The 19,210-nt window shown below is 43.6% G+C and carries 9 protein-coding genes and 1 pseudogene; 6 read left to right on the top strand and 4 right to left on the bottom strand.

The features are described from left to right. On the top strand, window positions 1-2,575 hold a 2,575-nt coding region (locus ACLGGO_RS15155; protein ID WP_446419913.1), incomplete at its 5' end, for a CHAT domain-containing protein. Between the two features lie 125 nt (window positions 2,576-2,700). Here the strand turns inward: ACLGGO_RS15155 and ACLGGO_RS15150 are convergent. Further along, window positions 2,701-5,613: a PAS domain S-box protein gene (locus ACLGGO_RS15150; RefSeq protein WP_446419912.1), complete on the bottom strand. Its 2,913-nt coding sequence runs from the start codon at window positions 5,611-5,613 to the stop codon at window positions 2,701-2,703. Between the two features lie 107 nt (window positions 5,614-5,720). On the opposite strand from ACLGGO_RS15150, the gene ACLGGO_RS15145 reads away from it, so the two are divergent. The 4 genes from ACLGGO_RS15145 to ACLGGO_RS15130 all read left to right on the top strand — a co-directional run bounded on the left by ACLGGO_RS15145 (window position 5,721) and on the right by ACLGGO_RS15130 (window position 14,233). Next, window positions 5,721-6,401: a response regulator transcription factor gene (locus tag ACLGGO_RS15145; RefSeq protein ID WP_446419911.1), complete on the top strand. Its 681-nt coding sequence runs from the start codon at window positions 5,721-5,723 to the stop codon at window positions 6,399-6,401. A 445-nt stretch (window positions 6,402-6,846) separates the two neighbouring features. After that, the gene (locus ACLGGO_RS15140) at window positions 6,847-8,091 is read left to right on the top strand and encodes a restriction endonuclease-related protein (RefSeq protein WP_446419910.1); all 1,245 of its coding nucleotides are present in this window, start codon (window positions 6,847-6,849) and stop codon (window positions 8,089-8,091) included. Then, the gene (locus ACLGGO_RS15135; protein ID WP_446419909.1) at window positions 8,088-11,300 is read left to right on the top strand and encodes a pPIWI_RE_Z domain-containing protein; all 3,213 of its coding nucleotides are present in this window, start codon (window positions 8,088-8,090) and stop codon (window positions 11,298-11,300) included. The genes ACLGGO_RS15140 and ACLGGO_RS15135 overlap by 4 nt, the downstream gene beginning before the upstream one ends. Window positions 11,301-11,320: 20 nt before the next feature. Continuing rightward, on the top strand, window positions 11,321-14,233 hold the full coding sequence (locus ACLGGO_RS15130; RefSeq protein WP_446419908.1) for a pPIWI_RE module domain-containing protein: 2,913 nt from the start codon (window positions 11,321-11,323) through the stop codon (window positions 14,231-14,233). Window positions 14,234-14,911: 678 nt separating this feature from the next. Here the strand turns inward: ACLGGO_RS15130 and ACLGGO_RS15125 are convergent. Both ACLGGO_RS15125 and ACLGGO_RS15120 read right to left on the bottom strand, forming a co-directional pair. Then, entirely contained in the window at window positions 14,912-16,549 is a 1,638-nt protein-coding gene (locus ACLGGO_RS15125) for a TM0106 family RecB-like putative nuclease (RefSeq protein ID WP_446419907.1), read from the bottom strand. A gap of 123 nt (window positions 16,550-16,672) precedes the next feature. Then, window positions 16,673-17,498: pseudogene (locus ACLGGO_RS15120) on the bottom strand (FGGY family carbohydrate kinase). A 144-nt stretch (window positions 17,499-17,642) separates the two neighbouring features. Between ACLGGO_RS15120 and ACLGGO_RS15115 the strand changes: the two are divergent. Next, window positions 17,643-18,632 carry a hypothetical protein gene (locus ACLGGO_RS15115; protein ID WP_446419906.1) on the top strand — a complete coding sequence of 330 codons (990 nt, stop codon included), beginning with the start codon at window positions 17,643-17,645 and terminating at the stop codon, window positions 18,630-18,632. A gap of 253 nt (window positions 18,633-18,885) precedes the next feature. Here the strand turns inward: ACLGGO_RS15115 and ACLGGO_RS15110 are convergent, their stop codons facing one another. After that, the gene (locus tag ACLGGO_RS15110) at window positions 18,886-19,167 is read right to left on the bottom strand and encodes a hypothetical protein (RefSeq protein ID WP_446334964.1); all 282 of its coding nucleotides are present in this window, start codon (window positions 19,165-19,167) and stop codon (window positions 18,886-18,888) included. Window positions 19,168-19,210 lie beyond the last annotated feature (43 nt).

Raw genomic sequence — 19,210 nt, 5'->3', positions numbered from 1 at the left:
TATAGAAGTAACCGAAGGCGTGGTGGATTTAACCGCCACTCAGGGAAGTGTGACGACGGCGAATGTAGAAGCGCCAATAGTGAACATTCAGGCAAATAACGACATCAGCACCGCCAGTGTTACCGCCACACAGGAAGATATCACTCTCGATAGTGCAACGGGTTCTATTGATACCAGTAACGGGACACTCACCGCAACTCAAGGTGATATAAACCTAAGGGCTAGCCAAGGTAATATTACGACGGCGGATATAGAAGTAACCGAAGGCGTGGTGGATTTAACCGCCACTCAGGGAAGTGTGACGACGGCGAATGTAGAAGCGCCAACAGTGAACATTCAGGCAAATAAGAACATCAACACCGCCAGTGTTACCGCCACACACGAAGATATCACACTCAATAGCCAAACGGGTTCTATTGATACCAGTAACGGGACACTCACCGCAACTCAGGGTGACGTAAACCTCAACGCTAGCCAAGGTAATATTACGACGGCGGATATAGAAGGAGAAAGCGTCAACCTCCAAGCCGATAACGAAATTGCCACGGCTAATGTCTCTTCAACCAATGGAGGAATTACCTTTACCAGTCAATCAGGCTCCATACAAAGCGGTGATTTAACCGCCAAGGGAGAGACTGAAGAGGAAGAGAATCCAGTAATGCTGAGTGCTCCAAGTAATATAACTACGGGTAATATCGATACGTCTTCAGCAACGGGGAAAGGGGGTGCGATCGCGCTGATGAGCGAAACCGGAGATATTACCAGTGGCAATTTAAACTCATCGGGTTTATTAGGTGGGGGTTCTATGGATGTTTCCACCCTAGGTAAAATTACACTCGCAGAAGTTAACTCAAGTTCTACTGGTGGTTTCGCTGGTTTAATCACCCTCAACAACGCTCAACCTGAATTTAGACGAGAAGCTCCTGGTATTGATCTGAGTTTTATTAATGCTCAAGGTTTACCGAGAAACCCAGCAGCCATCTCATTAAGTCCAACAGAAACAGAAGGGACTGAAATTACCATTAACATAACCACAGATGGTTATTTGAGAGCAACAGGTACATTCGTTTCTCAAACTGGCATACAAGCGACGCTTGCCACAGGTGGTGATCCGATTGTGATTCGCCATGGTGGTGGTACTGCCTTCGATCCGTTTGAAGTCGGAAATCCTACTAAAAATGGCACAGTCGGTGCAATTACAAATGGTAATGGATTTACCGGAACAATCTTACCCGTTCAATCCTTTACTCGTCCGGTTCGACAAGAAAACATTGAAATCATTGCTCGAATACCCTCTCAGAACAATCTGCCAATAACTAGCCTCTATGCTAACCTTTCAGTCAGTAGCCAAGTCGCGGATGCTGACCTAGAACTTTCCACGCTAGATAGTGTTCTCACTGATGCCTTTTCGGGATATTTGGGACCCAAACCCAGTGTTAACAATCCCGCCGACGCTGCCAAAATTCTGGAGCAAATTGAGCAGCAAACGGGTGTAAAATCAGCATTTATTTATGCTACATTTGTTGGCGATCGCTTAGAACTGAAACTGGTATCCGCTCAGGATAAAAAGATTGTCACGTTACCTGATGCAAGCCGGGATACTATCGTGGGAACGGCGACAAAATTACGCCGCGAAATTACCAATCCCATTAAACGGAAAACTACCAGTTATTTAGAGCCCGCTCAACAAATGTATGACTGGTTAATCGCCCCCTTACAAGCTGAATTAGACGCCCAAGGGATTCAAAATCTGGTTTTCATCATGGATAGTGGCTTGCGTTCCTTACCCGTTGCAGCGCTCCATGATGGTCAAGGCTTTTTGGTGGAAAAATATAGTGTAGGGTTGATGCCCAGTCTCAGCATCACCGATACTAGCTATAACAATATTCAAAATGCTCCAGTTTTGGCAATGGGAGTCGCAGAATCCAGTGATTTGGCAAAGGAACTAAATCTGAGTCCTTTACCTGCCGTACCCCTGGAACTTCAAACGATTGAAAGTATTCGAGATGGACAATCATTCCTGAATGAAAAAGTCACCCTAGAATCACTCAAATCACAAAGCCAAAACGCCACAATTGTGCATTTAGCCACCCATGGTGAATTCAAACCCGGTCCTCTAGAGAATTCCTATATCTTGTTATGGAATGAGCTACTGCGCCTAGATCAACTGCGAGAATTAGGCTGGAATAATCGTCGCACCCCGATTGAATTATTAATCCTTTCAGCCTGTCGCACAGCAGTTGGTGATGAAAAAGCCGAGTTAGGTTTTGCTGGATTAGCCGTGCAAGCGGGTGTCAAGTCGGCGCTGTCGAGTTTGTGGTATGTCAGTGATGAAGGAACTTCTGGATTGATGACGGAGTTTTATCGACAGTTGCAAACCGCTCCGATTAAAGCCGAAGCTTTACGACAAGCACAGTTAGCTATGCTCAAGGGTGATGTGCGCCTAGAAGGGGGGCAATTACGGGGAAGTGGACAACCTGTTCCTTTACCGCCAACATTAGAGAATCAAGACGACAGATCTCTTACCCATCCCTATTACTGGGCTGCATTTACCATGATTGGTAGTCCTTGGTAAGGAGTAATTTGTAGTCAAGGCAAGTAGGTTGGGCTTTTGGAACGAAACCCAACTTATATCATGTCTCGACGATAATTGACTAAATTGGCTTGGACGTACAGAATGTTTTTAAACTCCAGTATAAGTCATGCCGATGGCAATGGCATCGTGATTGTCATCGTTGTACCGACTCCCACTTCACTATTGACTGAAATCGTACCGCCTTGTATCTCTAGGCATTTCTTGACAACAGCTAATCCTAATCCTGTACCGGGGATATTGCCAATATTTGTACCACGATGAAATATAGTAAACAACTTTTTTTGATCCGCTGAGGGAATCCCAATCCCTTGATCTTTGATTTGAAACGTTGCCGTAGATTGACTATAGGTCAATATAAAATCTATTTGACTACCTATCGGGGAATATTTAATCGCATTAGAAAGCAAATTAATTAAAATAGAACGCAATAATTTCTCATCCAATAAAACAATAGAAGGTTGATGTTGACTAACAAAATTAATTGAATAATTTTCTCCCGCATTCACTTGCATCTCTTCTACTAAACACCAGCAGAAACTTTCTAACTTAATTGGTTTAGGAGTAAACTCTAATTTTCCAGTTTCCGCTCGGCTGATTGTTAAGATGTCGCCCAAAAGCTGAGTCATGGTTTTAGCTGTTGTCTCAATGCGGTCAATATTGCGACAAATTTTCTTATCTGATCCTTCTGGATAGTAATATTTCAGCAATTGGATACTAGCTAAAATAGTACTTAAGGGCGTGCGAAATTCATGGGATGCCATAGAAAAAAAGTTAAGCTGGAGTTGTCTAAGTTCCTGCTCTTGTGCAAGTGCTAGACGTATTGATTCTGCCTGCTTGTGTTCTGTAATATCTTGAGCAGTACCGAGAATTTGCTGGGGTAAACCATCAGCCGTGCGAGTGAACACCATCTCGCGACTATACAGCCAACGCCATTCCCCTGATTTATGTTGGATGCGATAATCTGTCTCAATAATTTCTCCCTCTTTAGCCGTGGCAAATCGTTTAATGGCGGTGGTACATTTAGATTGATCATCTGGGTGAATCAGATTTTGAGGAAATGTCGGTGCCATCTGTTGGATTTCTTCAGGGGAGTAGCCGATGAGTTGAGTAATCTGTTGGTTAGTGTAGATATTGCGCTTTTCAATTAAGTCGTAGAGATATAACGCCGTTGGCATGGCGTGAGCAATGCGTTGAATAAACCGTTCACTTTCCCGGAGTGCTTTTTCGGCGCGTTTGCGTTCAGTTATATCACGCCAGATAGATAAATGCTGTCCAGGAAGAAAGTTGGCTTTGGCTGTATATTCCACATCTCGCACTGTACCGTTTGGCTTGAGGATACGGACTTCTCCGGTGAACCTTTGCTGCTGTTGAAAGAGACACCACGCTGCTTCAAAATCAAAACTGGGTTCCATAAACTCAGCAATTCGTTTGCCTAAAAGTTCATTTACAGGTAAACCAAATAACTGACAAGCCGCTGGATTAGCTTCTATATATCGACCCTGATTATCGGTAATGGTAATGGCATCAAGGGCGCCTTCAAAGATTGCTCGCAACTGTTGTTCCCGAATCCGAATATCGGTAATGTTGGTGGCAGCACAGGTAATGCCAACCACTTCTTCGGCATCGTTTTGTAAGGGTTCTACGGTTAAGTCGTAGTACCGGACTTTGCCGTCTACGATAATTGATATCTCTTGGCGCTCACCTACTCCTGTAGTCAAAACTTGATGCTTAATAGGAATTAACTTCTGGGCATTTTCTGGTGAAAACATTTCCAATTCTGATTTTCCGAGCAGTACGTCAGTATTAATCCGACTCGCCGGATTATAGACCCAGGTGTAGCGCAGATTTGTGTCTTGATTAAATACTGTAATTGGTGAGTCATGGAGAGCAACCCGAAAGCGTTCTTCGCTAATTTTTAATGCGGCTTCTGCTTCCATGCGTTCATGGATTTGAGTCTGTAGATCAGCGTTCATCTGTATCAGTTCACCAGTACGTTCTTGAACTCGGATTTCTAGTTCATCGCGAGCTTGACGCAGTTGGGCTTCAATCCGTTGGCGCTCACTCAATTCATTCTGAAGCTGTTGATAGAGTTGGGCTTGGTGAATGGCAATAGTAACTTGTATAGCTAATTGAGAAAGTAAGTCAATTTCTAAGGGTTGCCACTGTCGAAGTTGAGAACAGTGATGGACAATCAGCAGTCCCCAAAGCTTTTCTTGTTGCAGAATGGGTACGACGAGTTTAGATTTGACACCTAAGTGCTGTAGAAATTCCACCAAGCAGGGAGCAACTCCATCGGTTTCTGGATTGACTACAGTGCGAATCCGTCCTTGGCAGTACAATTGATGCATCTGTTCGGGAAAAACTTCAGCCGGAAAGGTTTGTCCCAGAATGGGTGCGGTATCAGGAGTGACAGATTCCGCTACGGTACTTCCTGTACCATCAGACCAAATCCGATAGACTAACACTCGATCCACACCCAGAAATTCTCGTACTTCAGTGACTGTGGTTTCGAGAATGGTGTCCAGATCTAGAGTTTGGCGGATACGTTGAGCGCTCCTGAGGATGAGTTGCTCTCGTTGCGCCATTTGTGATCGGGTAGTCTGTGACTGTTGGCGATCGCCGCTTAACTCTGGCTGGAATCGAGAGTGCTGCTTCAGGAGCAACCCGCACAGCACCATCAGAATTGCTAAGCTGCTACTATGCCCCAGAATCATAATCAACTGGGTTGTATGAATCTGAGTCACCACAGTCGCTAACTGCTCTTGTAGCACCTGTTGTTCTTTCGCTTGGATCTGCCTCAGGAGCGATTGCTGTTGTTGGGCGATCGCATTGGCGCTGTTGAGCTGAGACAATAAATCTTTCAGATGTTCCTGTAACTTGTAACTATAGTCCATCGACCGGGGAAGTTCCATCAGTTGAGTCAGGTGACTATAGGAAATAACACTAACACCAATAAAAATAAGTAATGCCAGACAAAAACCGCCGATAACAATTTTGATACTGATAGATTTTTGCATCTGAGTTATCCTAAAAAATAACAGCCGCTAGCTATCCGTTCTCTTGAGCAAGTTTGTTTTTAGACCGGCTCGTGATAAATTCATATAAGGGAATAGTATGTCAATAAGTGAGAATTCTTCTAGTCGAAGATGATATCTATCTAGCTGAAGCCCTGGCTGAAGCCTTGGCTATACAACGGTATGCCGTCGATACCGTTTCCGATGGAGAGTTTGCCTGGGTGCAAGTGAATACCCTTGATTACGACCTAATTTTGCTTGACATGATGTTGCCGCAATTGGATGGGATTCATTTGTGTCAACGCTTGCGCTCCTATGGTTATCAGATGCCAATATTGATGATCACGGCTCGCGATACCAGTACGGATAAAGTGATCGGTTTGGACGCGGGCGCCGATGATTATATGGTTAAACCTCTGGATATTCCAGAGTTACTGGCTAGGATTCGAGCGCTACTGCGACGAGGGCAAACGGTTTCACCCCCCATTTTAGAATGGGGACAATTGCGTTTAGATCCAGCGACTTATGAAGTCTGCTACGGCGATCAAACTCTACGCTTGACTCCCAAAGAATATAGTCTTTTAGAATTGCTGATTCGCAACGGACGTCAAATCATGAGTCGGAGTGCCATTATTGAACATGTTTGGTCACTAGAGAATCCTCCGAAAGAAGATACGATTAAGGTTCATATTAAAAGCCTGCGCTCCAAACTTCGAGCAGTAGGCGCTCCAGAAGATTTAATTGAAACTGTACACGGTTTAGGTTATCGTCTAAAATCTCTTTCTGAATAACTGCAACTCAGTTGAATACACTTTACGCCCAGATGACCCCGTATCATAAATGTTAGCTGTACTCTACCCAGTGGCAAACCGCTATATCCAAACCGATTAGATCGCATAGTTACTTTACGCGATCGCGATAATTATTTCAACCCGTAGCCCTGTTGGAACTTACCAGTAAACCGCAATCAGACGACGTTGGGAAAAAACAGCGATCGCGGTCATTATCCGTTCTAGGAGTCTTTTTCACAAATGTACCCATTCGCCAGAGGTTCAAAAAATGGCTCTATACCGCTCTAGATAAGCATTCCGTGATTTTGTACAGGGGGAACTGCCTATTCATGCAAGCAGCGCATTGCGATTTCGCTGCTCAAATTTTGCCAAAAATATCTATGCAAATCTAGAAATGCGGTTATATTAGAGAAATCGAATTGAGGAAAAGCCCATTCCAGAGTTTGTGAGTCCAAAAGAAGCATCACAGCGCATAGGGGTTAGCGTAGACACCCTCAGGCGCTGGGAGGCGACGGGAAAAATTAAGGCAATGAGGACGCCAACAGGACACAGACGGTACGACATGACTTCATTAGTTACGGGTAGCGAGGAAGTCAAAGAACCTGATAGGGTGAATCTGATAGGAGAGGGTACGCTCCAACAGATAGCTAAGGGTCTATGTGAGTATGAACACCAAATCCCCAAAAGCCTCTCAGCATATCCGGCTGTCTTGCAATTAGGGGTAAACAAGCTGGCACTTGCTTGTTTAATAGCCCGAATGCCTCAACCGATACAAGGAGTTCCTGATTTTGTGTCCAGATGGGCGCAGCACCCCTTAAAAGATTGGGAGATAGAAATTGATTGCCCTGAAGAATGGCTTGATAAGCGACTGATAGAAGACCAAAAGCCGAGTGGGTTTTGTATTGAAACAGCAGGGGAATACTTCGATGAATGGGGTAATTTCCAAAAGAAAGTGATTAATGAGATAATGACTAAAGCCGTGCAAACCCCTGAACTCTACACGAGGTTTAGGAAGTATCTTATAGAAAACCCTGTAGTAACAAGGGGTCAACTTTATATTGACAGCGCTGTAGATTTTAAGCTCGTGCAAGATCTTCTGATACATAGCTATGAAAAAGCTCCAGAATCTTATAAGTTAGGTGAAAAATTTTACTGCTGCGGTCATTGTGGCGGTCTAATGTATGTAACAAAAGATAATAATTTGAAATGTGAGAACAAACATTGTGCTAAAGAAAAAAAGAATCCTGTCCCTTTAACCGATCATCAGTCTGATGAAATCTTTTGGCTGAAGAAGGATTTACGATATTTTATTCATCGTCCAGGGAAAGCAGAACTCCGACTAGAAAGAAGATTGAAACAGTTAAACCGATTAGAAGTTAAGCTATATCCAGAACTCGACCAATATGACTTACATTTAGTTTTTCCAGATGGAACAGTCTGGGCAGTTGATGTAAAGTTTTGGGAATCGGCATATAACTTAGCCAAAAAAGTCAATCAGCCTATTCGTCAACTCAAGCATCAGCCTTACAATAAATCCTTTTTTGTCTTTCCTGATGAACTAAAAAGTTATGGTCAGGAGTACATCCAAGAATTCCGAGGTTATTGTCCCGTATCGGTCAAAAAATCTCAGGTAATGTTTGAAAGTTCATTTGTCCAGAAAGTTATTAAAAAACTAGGAAGTGAGAAATGAGAAATACTACGAAATGGTATGCACCTCTTAAGAACGATTTAGATAAAGATTTATGTGAGATAGAGTTAGGACTTTACGTGTTGAGCGTCTTGCTTCCTGGCGCTACAGCGAATAGTCTTTGGGTGCTACTGACTGGTTATCCCATCTCCCATCCAGAATGTCAAAATTGGACGGAAAATCAGTATCGAATGTTGGCGATCGCTCGTCATCTATTGCCACACTTCGATAGTCCATTTATCTGGAAAGAAGCTCTACAGCGTTATCGAGATTTTCCGTCAGATAGTCGTGGGTATGAAATTTATGAAGAAGGAGAATCTTGGCAATATCTAAGGCGAACTAATATTACAGTTGCCAATCACCGATTCCAGATTTATAACGATACATTAAATAAGTCAGTAGAGTTATCGCAAAGAAAGGCGCTTGCTTGGGCTAAAGCTGAAAATTATAAGTGCGAGGTAAAAGGGAAAAAGGAAACCGTTGCGATATCGCCTCTGATTGCTAATTTCCAACATCCACAAAATCACAATATAGCTGGTGTGTCGTTGAGGAATCCGCTGCAATTATCTTGGGCTGAACTTAAGGAAACAGCCGCATGGATGGATGAGCAAAGGGGTAATAGGGGACTAAAGCCAAAGTGGGTAAGTCTTTTTAGTAAAATCAAACTACAAGTATTTAACGATACCCAAGAATTAGTTGATGCTGAGACTTTAACCATCAATAGAATCCGGCATTTAGTCGGGATGGTGTCATCCGGCAAGTCCAACTTGATGAAAGTGTTGGCAGTCTGTTCGTGGCGTAAGAAATTGCACGTTACGCTAGTTGTAGCGGATGTGCTACAAATCTTTGAGTTGACTAAAATGTTTACCGAAGTTGGAATTACTGACGTGGCTCCTATCTTGGGGAATTCCAACAAAGCCAGCCACTTAAATAGATTACACAAAGCCGTTTACAACTCTAATCCAAATGAAGCGTTTAACCAAGACCATCCGGCGTTCCAATGGCTGAGTAATACTTGCCTATTGACCCCTTCAGTTAAGCCGGAGATGGAAATACCGTTTGAAATTGGTATGCAGCCATGTTTGAACTTGGAACCTATAGAGACAAGCAACGAAGACGAATCAGAACTATCATCTAAGAACAAAGCTTGTCCAGCTTACGGTGTATGTCCCTCTCATAAAAAAGACTGCGATCTAGTTAACGCTTCTATCTGGATTGCCACACCAGGAAGCTTAATTTATAGCAGGGTTCCACGAGCAATAAACCGAGAGAGTATCCTGTATTTTGAATTGGTTTGTAGGCGCAGTGATTTGGTCATTGTGGATGAAGTTGACCAACACCAAGCCTATCTGGATAAAGCATTTAGCCCTGATAAGACATTGTGCAGACCTGCTAGAGATGCTTGGTTGAACAAGCTCCACGATTATGTTGAAGACAAATTAAAGCAGCAAAAGTCAAGACTGCTTGAGAATGATATTGTCTCAGATTGGTGGGACGCTTGCCGTATAGCTAACGGCACAGCCGATAAAATATACCACCTATTGAGCAATGAAAATGACTTAGCTAAATGGCGAGACTCTAAGCATTATTTTACGGACTGGCTATTGTTGCGAGAGGTGGCTACGTTACTAACAAGGACAAATCCGGATAATGTAGAACAATCTCAACAATGCGATGCCTTAATGAAGGGTACGTTTGAACCCTATATCAGAAACTTAGACAACGAGCATAATCCCTTATTTCCGTTGGCTAAAAAAGACAAAAAACGTGCAGCTATTCGGACATGGGTTGAGCAAACTGCAACTGTTCCCTTGTCTTCGGAAAAAATCAATGAAATTTCCGTCAAACTAGAGTTTGCCTTGCTAGTCTGTGTTCTGCAAAGTAAGCTCTCCTTGATGATGATCAAATGGCGACAGGTGCAAGGAATCCTAAATCTGGATACATCAGATTCAATGTGGTTTGATGCTCCCCCACCAGACTTTAATGCAGTTATTCCAGCAATGCCAATGGGAAATCAACTGGCATTTCAGTACCACAAATCCTACAAAGAGTCATTAGGTAGCTTACAGTTTTTTCGTTGCACGGGCGTTGGACGTTGGTTGTTACTGCATTTTGATGAATTATTCAAAGCAGATAATATTGCCAGTCCCCACTTATTGCTGATGTCGGGAACAAGCTGGGCGGGAAAATCACCTGCCTATCATGTTGATGTACCTGTTTATGGAGTGCTTGTACCAGATACATCAAAGGAAATGGTCATAACTTCAACGTTTTTACCCTTCTCCGATAAGCATCAAAACCCTATCTCTGTTTCGGGAGCAGGAGATAATAAGCGTCGCAACCTCGAACAAATTGTTACAAAGTTAGTAGAAGAAGACTATCTAGATGACAAACTCAAAGAGTTGAAGGGTAGAAAAATATCATTAATGGTTAACAGCTATGAACAAGTTAATTGGGTTGATCAGTGTCTGGGGGGGTTAGGATGGAAGGATAAAGTTATCCCTCTATCTCCTGATGATGAAATTCATAAGGAGTGGCATGATGAGCGGGATAATCGTAATGTATTGCAGCGGGGACGATCGCCGGATTTTGCTACAAGATCGGAAACAATTTTGATCAGTCCAATTAAAGCATTTGAGCGAGGGCATAATATTGTTGATGAGAATGGAATGGCGGTAATTGGAGCGGCTTACTTTCTAGTTTTACCTCACCCTGTTCCTGACGATTTATCTTATGCAATTCACTCCATTAACCGTTGGGCAATTGACAATCATAAAACGGCTACAGGGGAAACCTTGAGGAGATTAGGTGAGGATTTTCGTGACACGGCGTATCGTCAATGGCTTCACCTGCTGCACCTCTCAGTAAAATTAAGGACGCTACCTGTAGGCGATCGCGAGGCTGTGCATTGGGATATTCTTGTTTCTCTTTGGCAAGTAATAGGGCGTCTAATTCGTGGTAATGCCAATGCACAAGTTTTTTGGTGCGACGCTAAATTTGGGATAAATACTGCTAGAAACCAAGATGGAAAAGAAGATATTGCTGCTACCAGTGTCCTAGTCGGGATTGTAAATATACTGCGTCCTTATTTTGAAAATGAACCACAAATTCCTCTACGCGATCGCTTGGTCGTGCAATCTCTCTATCGCCCTTTTTATTGTGCGATCGCTAAAACTAAAAATCTTTCTGGTTTACCCCATGTCAAGCTCTAATTACTTATAGGTTATTACTCATGGTCTACCCAACAATCCGTTTATGTGCTTTCCGCTTAAAATCTGACTTGCCACCTCAAGAGTTTTTTGGATTAAAGTTTCCCGATGATGCCAAGCAAGAAATAAGACGACTTACTGCCAAGCGGGATAATAAAGCGATTGAACAAACCAGCCTTCCCGTGAAGTCTCTCGATAGAGCATTAAGACTAGCTCCTGGTTTAATTTACATTGGAAAACTGTCGCCAAAGCCAGGAGAGTTTTGGTTATACAGCCCTCACCAACTCCCCCAAAAACCTTTGTCAGCTATTTTGTCTTATTGGATAGATACAGAATTTCCCGAAGAACCAAGTAATAAAAGGAAAGTTGGCATCACTGCTCAGGAACGACAATTGGTGATGAGTTATCTGTCTGCCGAAAAATTGGTTTGGGAAAGGAGAGAGGTATCTTATACAAAGCAGTTTACAACTTATCCAAATGGAACAGCTAAACTCTCTGGCAGTGATTTTATTTTGTTGCCTCACATACTAGCGAAAGAACTAACCCAACCCGGACTAAAGTTTGAAGTGGATGGCGAAAAACTTCAGTTTTACCGAACGATACCATCAAGTGGGCAAGGAGCAGAGTTAATATCTTGGCAGCCGTTAAATTACACAGAAGACGGACAAACTTACTATTATTCAATAGTTTTAACCGTGAGGATGGTGCAGGAACCTGATTTGCATTATCCCCGATTAGATATTAAGCCAAGCATTAGGCGCTGGCTCAGTGTAAACGATTCTAAATTGTCAAAAAATCACGGTAGTAACGCCTACATCCGCGCCCAACTGAATTGGGGACAAGCACTAAATCCTGCTCAGTGGACAGATTATTTCCTCTCTTGCCGGATGGTATTAAAGAAAGGTGTAGCTGAGTGGGATGAAAACCTAGCTATATTGCTGAAAAATTTAGACATTCTTTCAGTGACACCGCAAAAAATATTAGCTAATCCCTCAGACGCTTTAATCGGTAATCCTAATATTGGCATTGCCTATAAAGAAGGGATGAAACCCAAGCATAAAGTAGCTAAAGGATTACCTACAGTCAATACTCACGAACTCTTAAGCCAAATAGCTGATGTCTTAAAGGACTGTTGGCAACCGATAGATTGTCAACGGGAAAAATATGGTACAGACAAGCAGTCAAGTCAGTTCTTTGACTTGAAAAAGCCCAAAGAAAGTTTTGATGAGCCTCTTCTTAGAAAAAAAGCCGAAACCGACAAGCAATTTGCCGTCCGAGAAAAAAGATTGTTACGTAAGCAGGAAACTGAATTGAAGAAATGTATCAAGAAAAAAAGAGAATCTGAATCAGATTACCAATTGCGCCGCCAAGAACTCTTAAAAAAACAGGAGTCAGAGCGTCTTAGCTGGAAACCCGAACCAGAAGAGACGGAAGAGGATTTTCAGGTGAGGCTGGAGAAATTTTATAAAGAACGTCGTGCTGAACAAGCAAGATTGCGGCGTGCAATTCGTTCATCCGTTGGTGAACATTTAACCATTTGGATTTGGTACATCAACGAAGAAAATCTGGTCGAACGTCTCAAAGCCATACAGTATTGCTTAGGGTTGCCAGATGCAGAACCCGGAAGTAGGGGCACGATATTATCGTGTCCCTACTCGTTCCCGGAAGGTTTAACAGTGACTATCTGTGTGGATGAAGTGGCTGGTTTAGCACAACGCTTAGATTTATCTCCTGAATTTAAACCGAAGAGTGCAGAGCGAGAAAAAGCGATAAATAAGCGAAGGCGTGAAGTCGCTGCTCTTGTGCAGCCTGTTCAATTAAAACTACGTGGTAAAGTGGGAGTTTGGTTTGAACTTTATGATAAAAAACATTGGAAGTTTGTCGAAAGAAATAACGAAGGTGAAGAAAATGAAACTAAATATAAGTTAGCACCTTGGGGAGACCCAAAACGTGCGATTCGTCTCGGTTTTGCGGATGAGGGACTTGTCAGCCAGTTTATTACTCCCAAACAAAAAAGTTATTGTCAAAAAGCTATCTGTAGCTTTATCGACCTATTACGCTCTCTAGGAGTGCGGATGGCTCCATCTGACATAACACTTCCCCATGTAGACCCAGATACTCCTATCAATGAAGTAGGGCTATGGTTGGTCAATCGAACGTCCGAAACTAGCGCTGATGGGAAACCCCAAACAATTCCCGTCATTGTTAAAATGTCTTCTCGGACGGCTGAAATCACTGCTATTTTTTCCGGTCTAGAATCGTGGATACCCTATGATGAAGCCTTGACCCGCATAAACAAGGAGGGAAAAGGTTTTACCAATGACGATAAAGGTAAGGCTAAAATCCGAACATTTATTCAGCAGACTCTCAACAAAAAAGAGTTAAGGGACAAGCCGACGTTACTTTACTGTTTAGCTCAGAATATCCGTCAGCAATGGACGTGGCTACAGGATGGACAAATTTCCGTCGAGGGATTATCGTTTGCCGAGCGAGACCAACCTGTTTTTGAGGAATTCCCTGGACTGCGGGTTATCCGATTACGCTCTGGGGATGAAACATCAGAGTGGTTTGGGATGGATGGGGAAAAAATATCTGGATTTATTACTGGTCTATTCAGGAATCTAGACAATGACCGTGTATTTTTTAGTCTTGGTAATAAGTCTTTGACGATGAGTGACATTGCCAACAATTTATCGAGGATAGAGCAACCAAAAAAATCTTGGAGGCACCCTTCTCTGGTTGAGATTGCCATAGGTTACTATCAAGACGATGACAAGGACAACTTACTCGACTTAGCTGCGATCGCTCACGAATCCCGCCATGGAGTTTTGCAATACGAAGACTTCTTAGAAGTGCCTAGAGTCCTTCATTACGCTAAACAGATGGCTGATTATGTCCTCATGCTAGATGACGATTACCAGCTATCTGATGACTAGCGCTGTACCCTAGCACGTCCAATGGAAGCACAGGAGTACGCAGAAGAAGCGGGTGAACAATCAAATTTTGAGGGGGGTAAGCGCTCAAACTATTACGGGATAAGGCTTTAGTCTTGATATAATACATTTGCACTGAGGGAACTTTAGATCAAAATACCCCAGACTAAAAGCTGGGGTATTCATTTATTAAATTTTTTCTGTTATAGATTGAGGGAGTAGACTCTCTGGCTGAATGAATGATAGTCTGAAGTAGATTTCAAGGAAAAAATCATCGTCTTTTGGTAGGAGAGAGAGTAACCAATTCAGCGGCTGTTTTCCGGAAGGGATATAACCGTTCGATGCCTAGGAGCGATAGAACAATCACAACCTGAATAGCCCACGGTGCCATAGCAAACCCAAAGATTAAGCAAAATATGGCGCTACCTATAGCTAAAACCCGGGAAACTTCGTGAGATGCGCGTAAAGACAGCCAGAGACTTGCGATAGCGCTGATCAAAAGAATCAGGAATATTGGAAGCATAGCGATCACCTCTTAAAAGTTCCTAGAGGGCTTCCATCCGATTCAACGATTGCGAAACCCTCTATGTTATCTACGCTAACATTGATTCCTTAGAGAAAATTGTAATATTAATAACGAGTTCTGATTTTTTCAGAAATCTTTGCATAACTTTGCATTCTTTAGACAGAGGTAAGAGTATTTGCTTGCAAAAATCCCCATAACCAGTTCTTCAGGTGATATGTAGCGCGGCAATCATCTTCATTGTAGCGTTGGATAATCTCCAGTACGGAGCGATCGCCTGTTGTCAGCCACTGCTCATAGAGACAGACACATTGAGAACCCGTTACTGCTGCATCGCGCCACTCAAAACCTAACCACCGCGCTAAATGTTTGAGCGAGTAGCTTTCTACGGGTAGGGTTACCCGACTCATCACCTGCTTATGAACATCGACAAAGCGCGACAGTAAGGGCTGTAGGTGGGTGAATGGGGTTTTGTAAAGTTTAGCTAAGCGTTTGACGGTTTCGACTTCATAATCAGAAAAATGGAAGATGGGAGCATCGGGGTAGAGCCAAACCAACTCTAAAAATTGCTGCCAGATGACGGCTTCATCGTCGGGATGTTCTGCCAATAATGGGTGAAATGTCTCGGTATTACTCGATCGATCAATCACCAAGATACCCAGTAAATAGTCTAGATTTAAGTCGGGTTGAGCCTCGATATCAAAGAAGAGTTCGACAGAGGCTTTGGGTAATATATCCGTATATCCCCTGGAAGGCTGAGACTCTGAGAGAGAATTGACTCGATCACCATTCAAGTTGTTCTCAGGTTCCGTCAACTTGTCGAATGGGGGAATCTCCCTAGCTGGATCAAACCTCTGACGTAGAATCACGCGATTTTGCTGAATAGATTGAGCCTGTTGCAGCAAATTCGATGCCACTTCGCTGCCAAACAGAAGTGCCAAGGTGCTAATCTCAGCTTGGGCAAGGGATTCTACCGTGGTTATCCTTAACTCCTGCAAACTCTGGTAGCGATTTGGCGTAACACCGGGTATCAAAGAAATATGCTTTTGAGACTGCGCGATCGCATAACAGCTACTATACCAATGACAAAGACCACATTTTTGCCGTGAGATAAAGACTTCTGGCGCTTGAGGTTGTTGCAAAGTTTGGATACATTCTGCCAAATCCGCCTGCATCAAGGGTAGCCATTTGTCCAGAGTAACCGAGTAGGCATTTTGACGACGTAAAATTAACCAAGCATGACTGGGCAAAATTCCCTGTATTTCACCCAAAAGATAGGCATAAAACGCGGCGATGATTTGATAATCCGCCTTAGCACGCCTGCCGAATTTAATGGATACTGGAACATACATCCAATCCCCGAAAATCGAGTTTCCCGGTTGTTTGACCAATAAATCAGGAGAACCCAGCAGCGTGACGCCCTCAACTGTTTGCCTGATCAAAAGTCCCCTAGCAATACAATCGACTCCTTGCTGCATCAACTCCCAAGTCGCATTCGCTCCCGCCTGCAAATCATCTCGCCCATAGCGAGGGGTTTGTATCGGCGTCAGGTTTGCCCCAGTAGGCAATAGGGATAGGAGTGGACTTTCTCCCGCACAAAGATAGCTCCCATTGTATTCCACGCTTTTGAGGATAGCTTTCCGATGTGCCGAGCTATCTTGGCGCAGTTTCAGCAGAAAATCTTGGGGCGGATCTTTTTGAGTCGGATCACCACAATAATCGAGAAACGCCCGACGCCGACAGCGTTTGTAATATAGGAGCAATTCATCCGTCAGCAGCATAGGTTCATTCGTCATTTGTCATTGGTTATTCGTCATCTGTCGTAGAACAGGGAGTTCACATTTATAGTTAACACTTAACTGGGGCGGGTTTCGTTGCATCTGAGTTAGCGAAGAAAGGATAGTCATGAAAGTGAACCCCTACATACTCAATAATGCCGTACCATAAGCTGCTTCTGTTTGTTTGGGGGGTCGAATGGCAACCTGTAGCTGACGTTCGCGAATGGTTGTCCATGTTGTATTTTTAGCACCTCCTCCCGCCGTATAGATGCAGGTGAGGGGAGTAGCACCGAGTTGTTGTAATAATTGATAGCCTCGTGCTTCAATACGGGCAATGCTTTCGAGTAAACCGTGGAGAAATTCTACAGGGTTGGCAGGTTGAGGCTCTAGTTTTGGAGATAGATGAGGGTCATTGATGGGAAAGCGATCCCCTTTTTTGAGTAATGGATAATAATCTAGGGGACTTTCGCGCTGAGGGTGGATTTGGCGGCTAAGTTCTTCAAGTTCTCTGTCGCTGAAGAATTGTCGCAGTACAGCACCTCCTGTATTAGACGCACCTCCGGTTAACCATAAGTTCCCCAGTCGGTGAGAATAAATTCCGTAATCAGCATCCTCAACGCGGGTATGACTCAACAGCTTCACAACTAACGTAGAACCCAAATATCCCTCGCCCATCATTATAAAGAAGTGGCTCGGTGATTGGAGTACCTTCGCGATCGCACAGCAGTACAGTTGCCGATGTACCATCAATGGCGATACGAGTAATGTCCTGTCGAATCGATGCCGGAATTTGCTCAATCAGCCGATATAGAGTGTTTTGCCAAATTGCGGTTAATTCAGCCAGGGGAGTCGCCTCAAACCCACATTGCGCTTCGGATTGCACCGCACCTGTGGCGTCAATCACAATGGCTCGTGCGCCAGAGGTACCGAAGTCGATTCCCAGGTAAAGGATTCTGGAATCCACCATAAGCTTTTAATCATACTGACATGATTAAACAGTACCCTGTGTTCAAATGAGGTGGTTCGTTCTGTTGGTTATGTCCCTTTACCGGAAGATGGCTATCATTTGTGAGCTAGATTGAAAGGAGAATCTGAATTTTAAAATAACCTGATGAAAAAACCAGTCGTCCTGAGTGCTATTGTGTTATTGATTGCCGGATGGGGGATAACGCCACCCTCTCCCTCTGTCAATGCTCAAACACCATTAGTTGCTCCCCAAACCCTTCCCGATGCAACCGAAAGTGCGGCTGAAGCGAAATCAACGATAGTCTTACTTGATCCAGGCGCTCAACCCCGGCAAATTTTGCGGTTTAAACCCGCCGCCAATACCAAGCAAACCACAGTCCTGACGATGAATATGGACATGACGGGGACGGTAGATGGTCAGGTGATGCCTAATATCAATATGCCTGCTATACAGATGACCATTGAGTCAGAGGTGACTCAGGTTGAGGCGAATGGGGATGCTCAGATTAAAGTGACTTACACTGATGTGGATGTGGTTTCGGATAAAACCGCTCCGCCGGAACTGATTCGGACTCTGCGAGCACAACTGCAACAACTCAAGGATGTGACGATTTCTTATGTGATTGATGAGCAGGGAATCACTAAAGATGTGAACGTATCTTTACCGGAGGATCTTGATCCCAACCTCGAACAACTTCTACAGCAAATGTTGGGTTCTTTAGAGCAATTATCGGCGGTACCTTTTCCCGAAGAAGCCGTAGGAGTGGGAGCAACGTGGCAAGTATCTAGCGCTGTACCCGTTTCCGAGTTGCCATTGGATCAGATCCAAGTCTTATATGAGGTGGAAGATATTGAGGATGATCAGGTCACGCTAAAGATGAGTATGCAACAGCAATCTCAAGAATCGAGCCAGATGGATCTTCCTGGAGCGCCTCCCGGTGTGAATTTTAAGGTTCAGTCTTTTGCCACGCAAAGCGCTGGAACAATGACTATCGGGTTTGATCGGATCATGCCTCTTAATGGAATGATGTCTACACTTTCTAACATGGAATTTTTGCTTACGGCACCTGAGAGTGAGCAAGAAACGCTGATGCGGATGACTTCGTCTGTGCAAGTAACGATGGATTCTCTATAATGTTTCTTCTATAGGCAGACAAAGACAGTCGGGGCGGGTTTAGTCATATCTGGGTGCAACCCTGAATGATAGTAGTAAAACCCGCCCCTACATTAAACCCGCCCTTCTAGGAGAGCAGGGGAAGAGAAAAATAGGTAATCTTCTACCGGGAAGGGAGTAATTGTAAGCCTAGTGTTTCTTGATAGTTAATCCAAAATCCCACAACTTTGGGTTGTGGGATAAATTGATTATAGAGTCAATTAAACAGAATGCTTTAGTTTTGATAGAATTTACCCTCGATATGATCTAACTTTTCCTCAATTTCAAAATGGTTGAGTTGTTCCCAAGCATCCGCGATCGCGAGAATTTCGCCAATCACGGAATGAGCATTTTGAGAGGGTAAAATATCAGACAGTTGCCAACTACCTTGGTCGAAAACCGTATCCTCCAACATGATAATATTGTGTTCAAGTTCTCTTCTAGCCTCTTGGAGTAATTGACTGAGGCGTTTGGCATTGCGTTTTTTGGCTTTGAGTTGTTGACGAGTAAATAACATAGTGATTTAGAGTGAGTCGATTACGACTCGTCGATAAGGGGTC

Origin of the sequence: Coleofasciculus sp., assembly GCF_046565525.1 — a bacterium.
Lineage (GTDB): Bacteria > Cyanobacteriota > Cyanobacteriia > Cyanobacteriales > Coleofasciculaceae > Coleofasciculus.
Note: the sequence above shows the minus strand (reverse complement) of the source record. Positions and strands in the feature narration are given on the sequence as shown.

What these genes read in the sequence shown, in the direction of transcription:
- ACLGGO_RS15150 (WP_446419912.1), bottom strand. Translation starts at nt 5,613, where the DNA reads ATGCAAAAATCTATCAGTATCAAAATTGTTATCGGCGGTTTTTGTCTG.
- ACLGGO_RS15135 (WP_446419909.1), top strand. Translation starts at nt 8,088, where the DNA reads ATGAGAAATACTACGAAATGGTATGCACCTCTTAAGAACGATTTAGAT.
- ACLGGO_RS15130 (WP_446419908.1), top strand. Translation starts at nt 11,321, where the DNA reads ATGGTCTACCCAACAATCCGTTTATGTGCTTTCCGCTTAAAATCTGAC.
- ACLGGO_RS15125 (WP_446419907.1), bottom strand. Translation starts at nt 16,549, where the DNA reads ATGACGAATGAACCTATGCTGCTGACGGATGAATTGCTCCTATATTAC.
- ACLGGO_RS15115 (WP_446419906.1), top strand. Translation starts at nt 17,643, where the DNA reads ATGAAAAAACCAGTCGTCCTGAGTGCTATTGTGTTATTGATTGCCGGA.
- ACLGGO_RS15110 (WP_446334964.1), bottom strand. Translation starts at nt 19,167, where the DNA reads ATGTTATTTACTCGTCAACAACTCAAAGCCAAAAAACGCAATGCCAAA.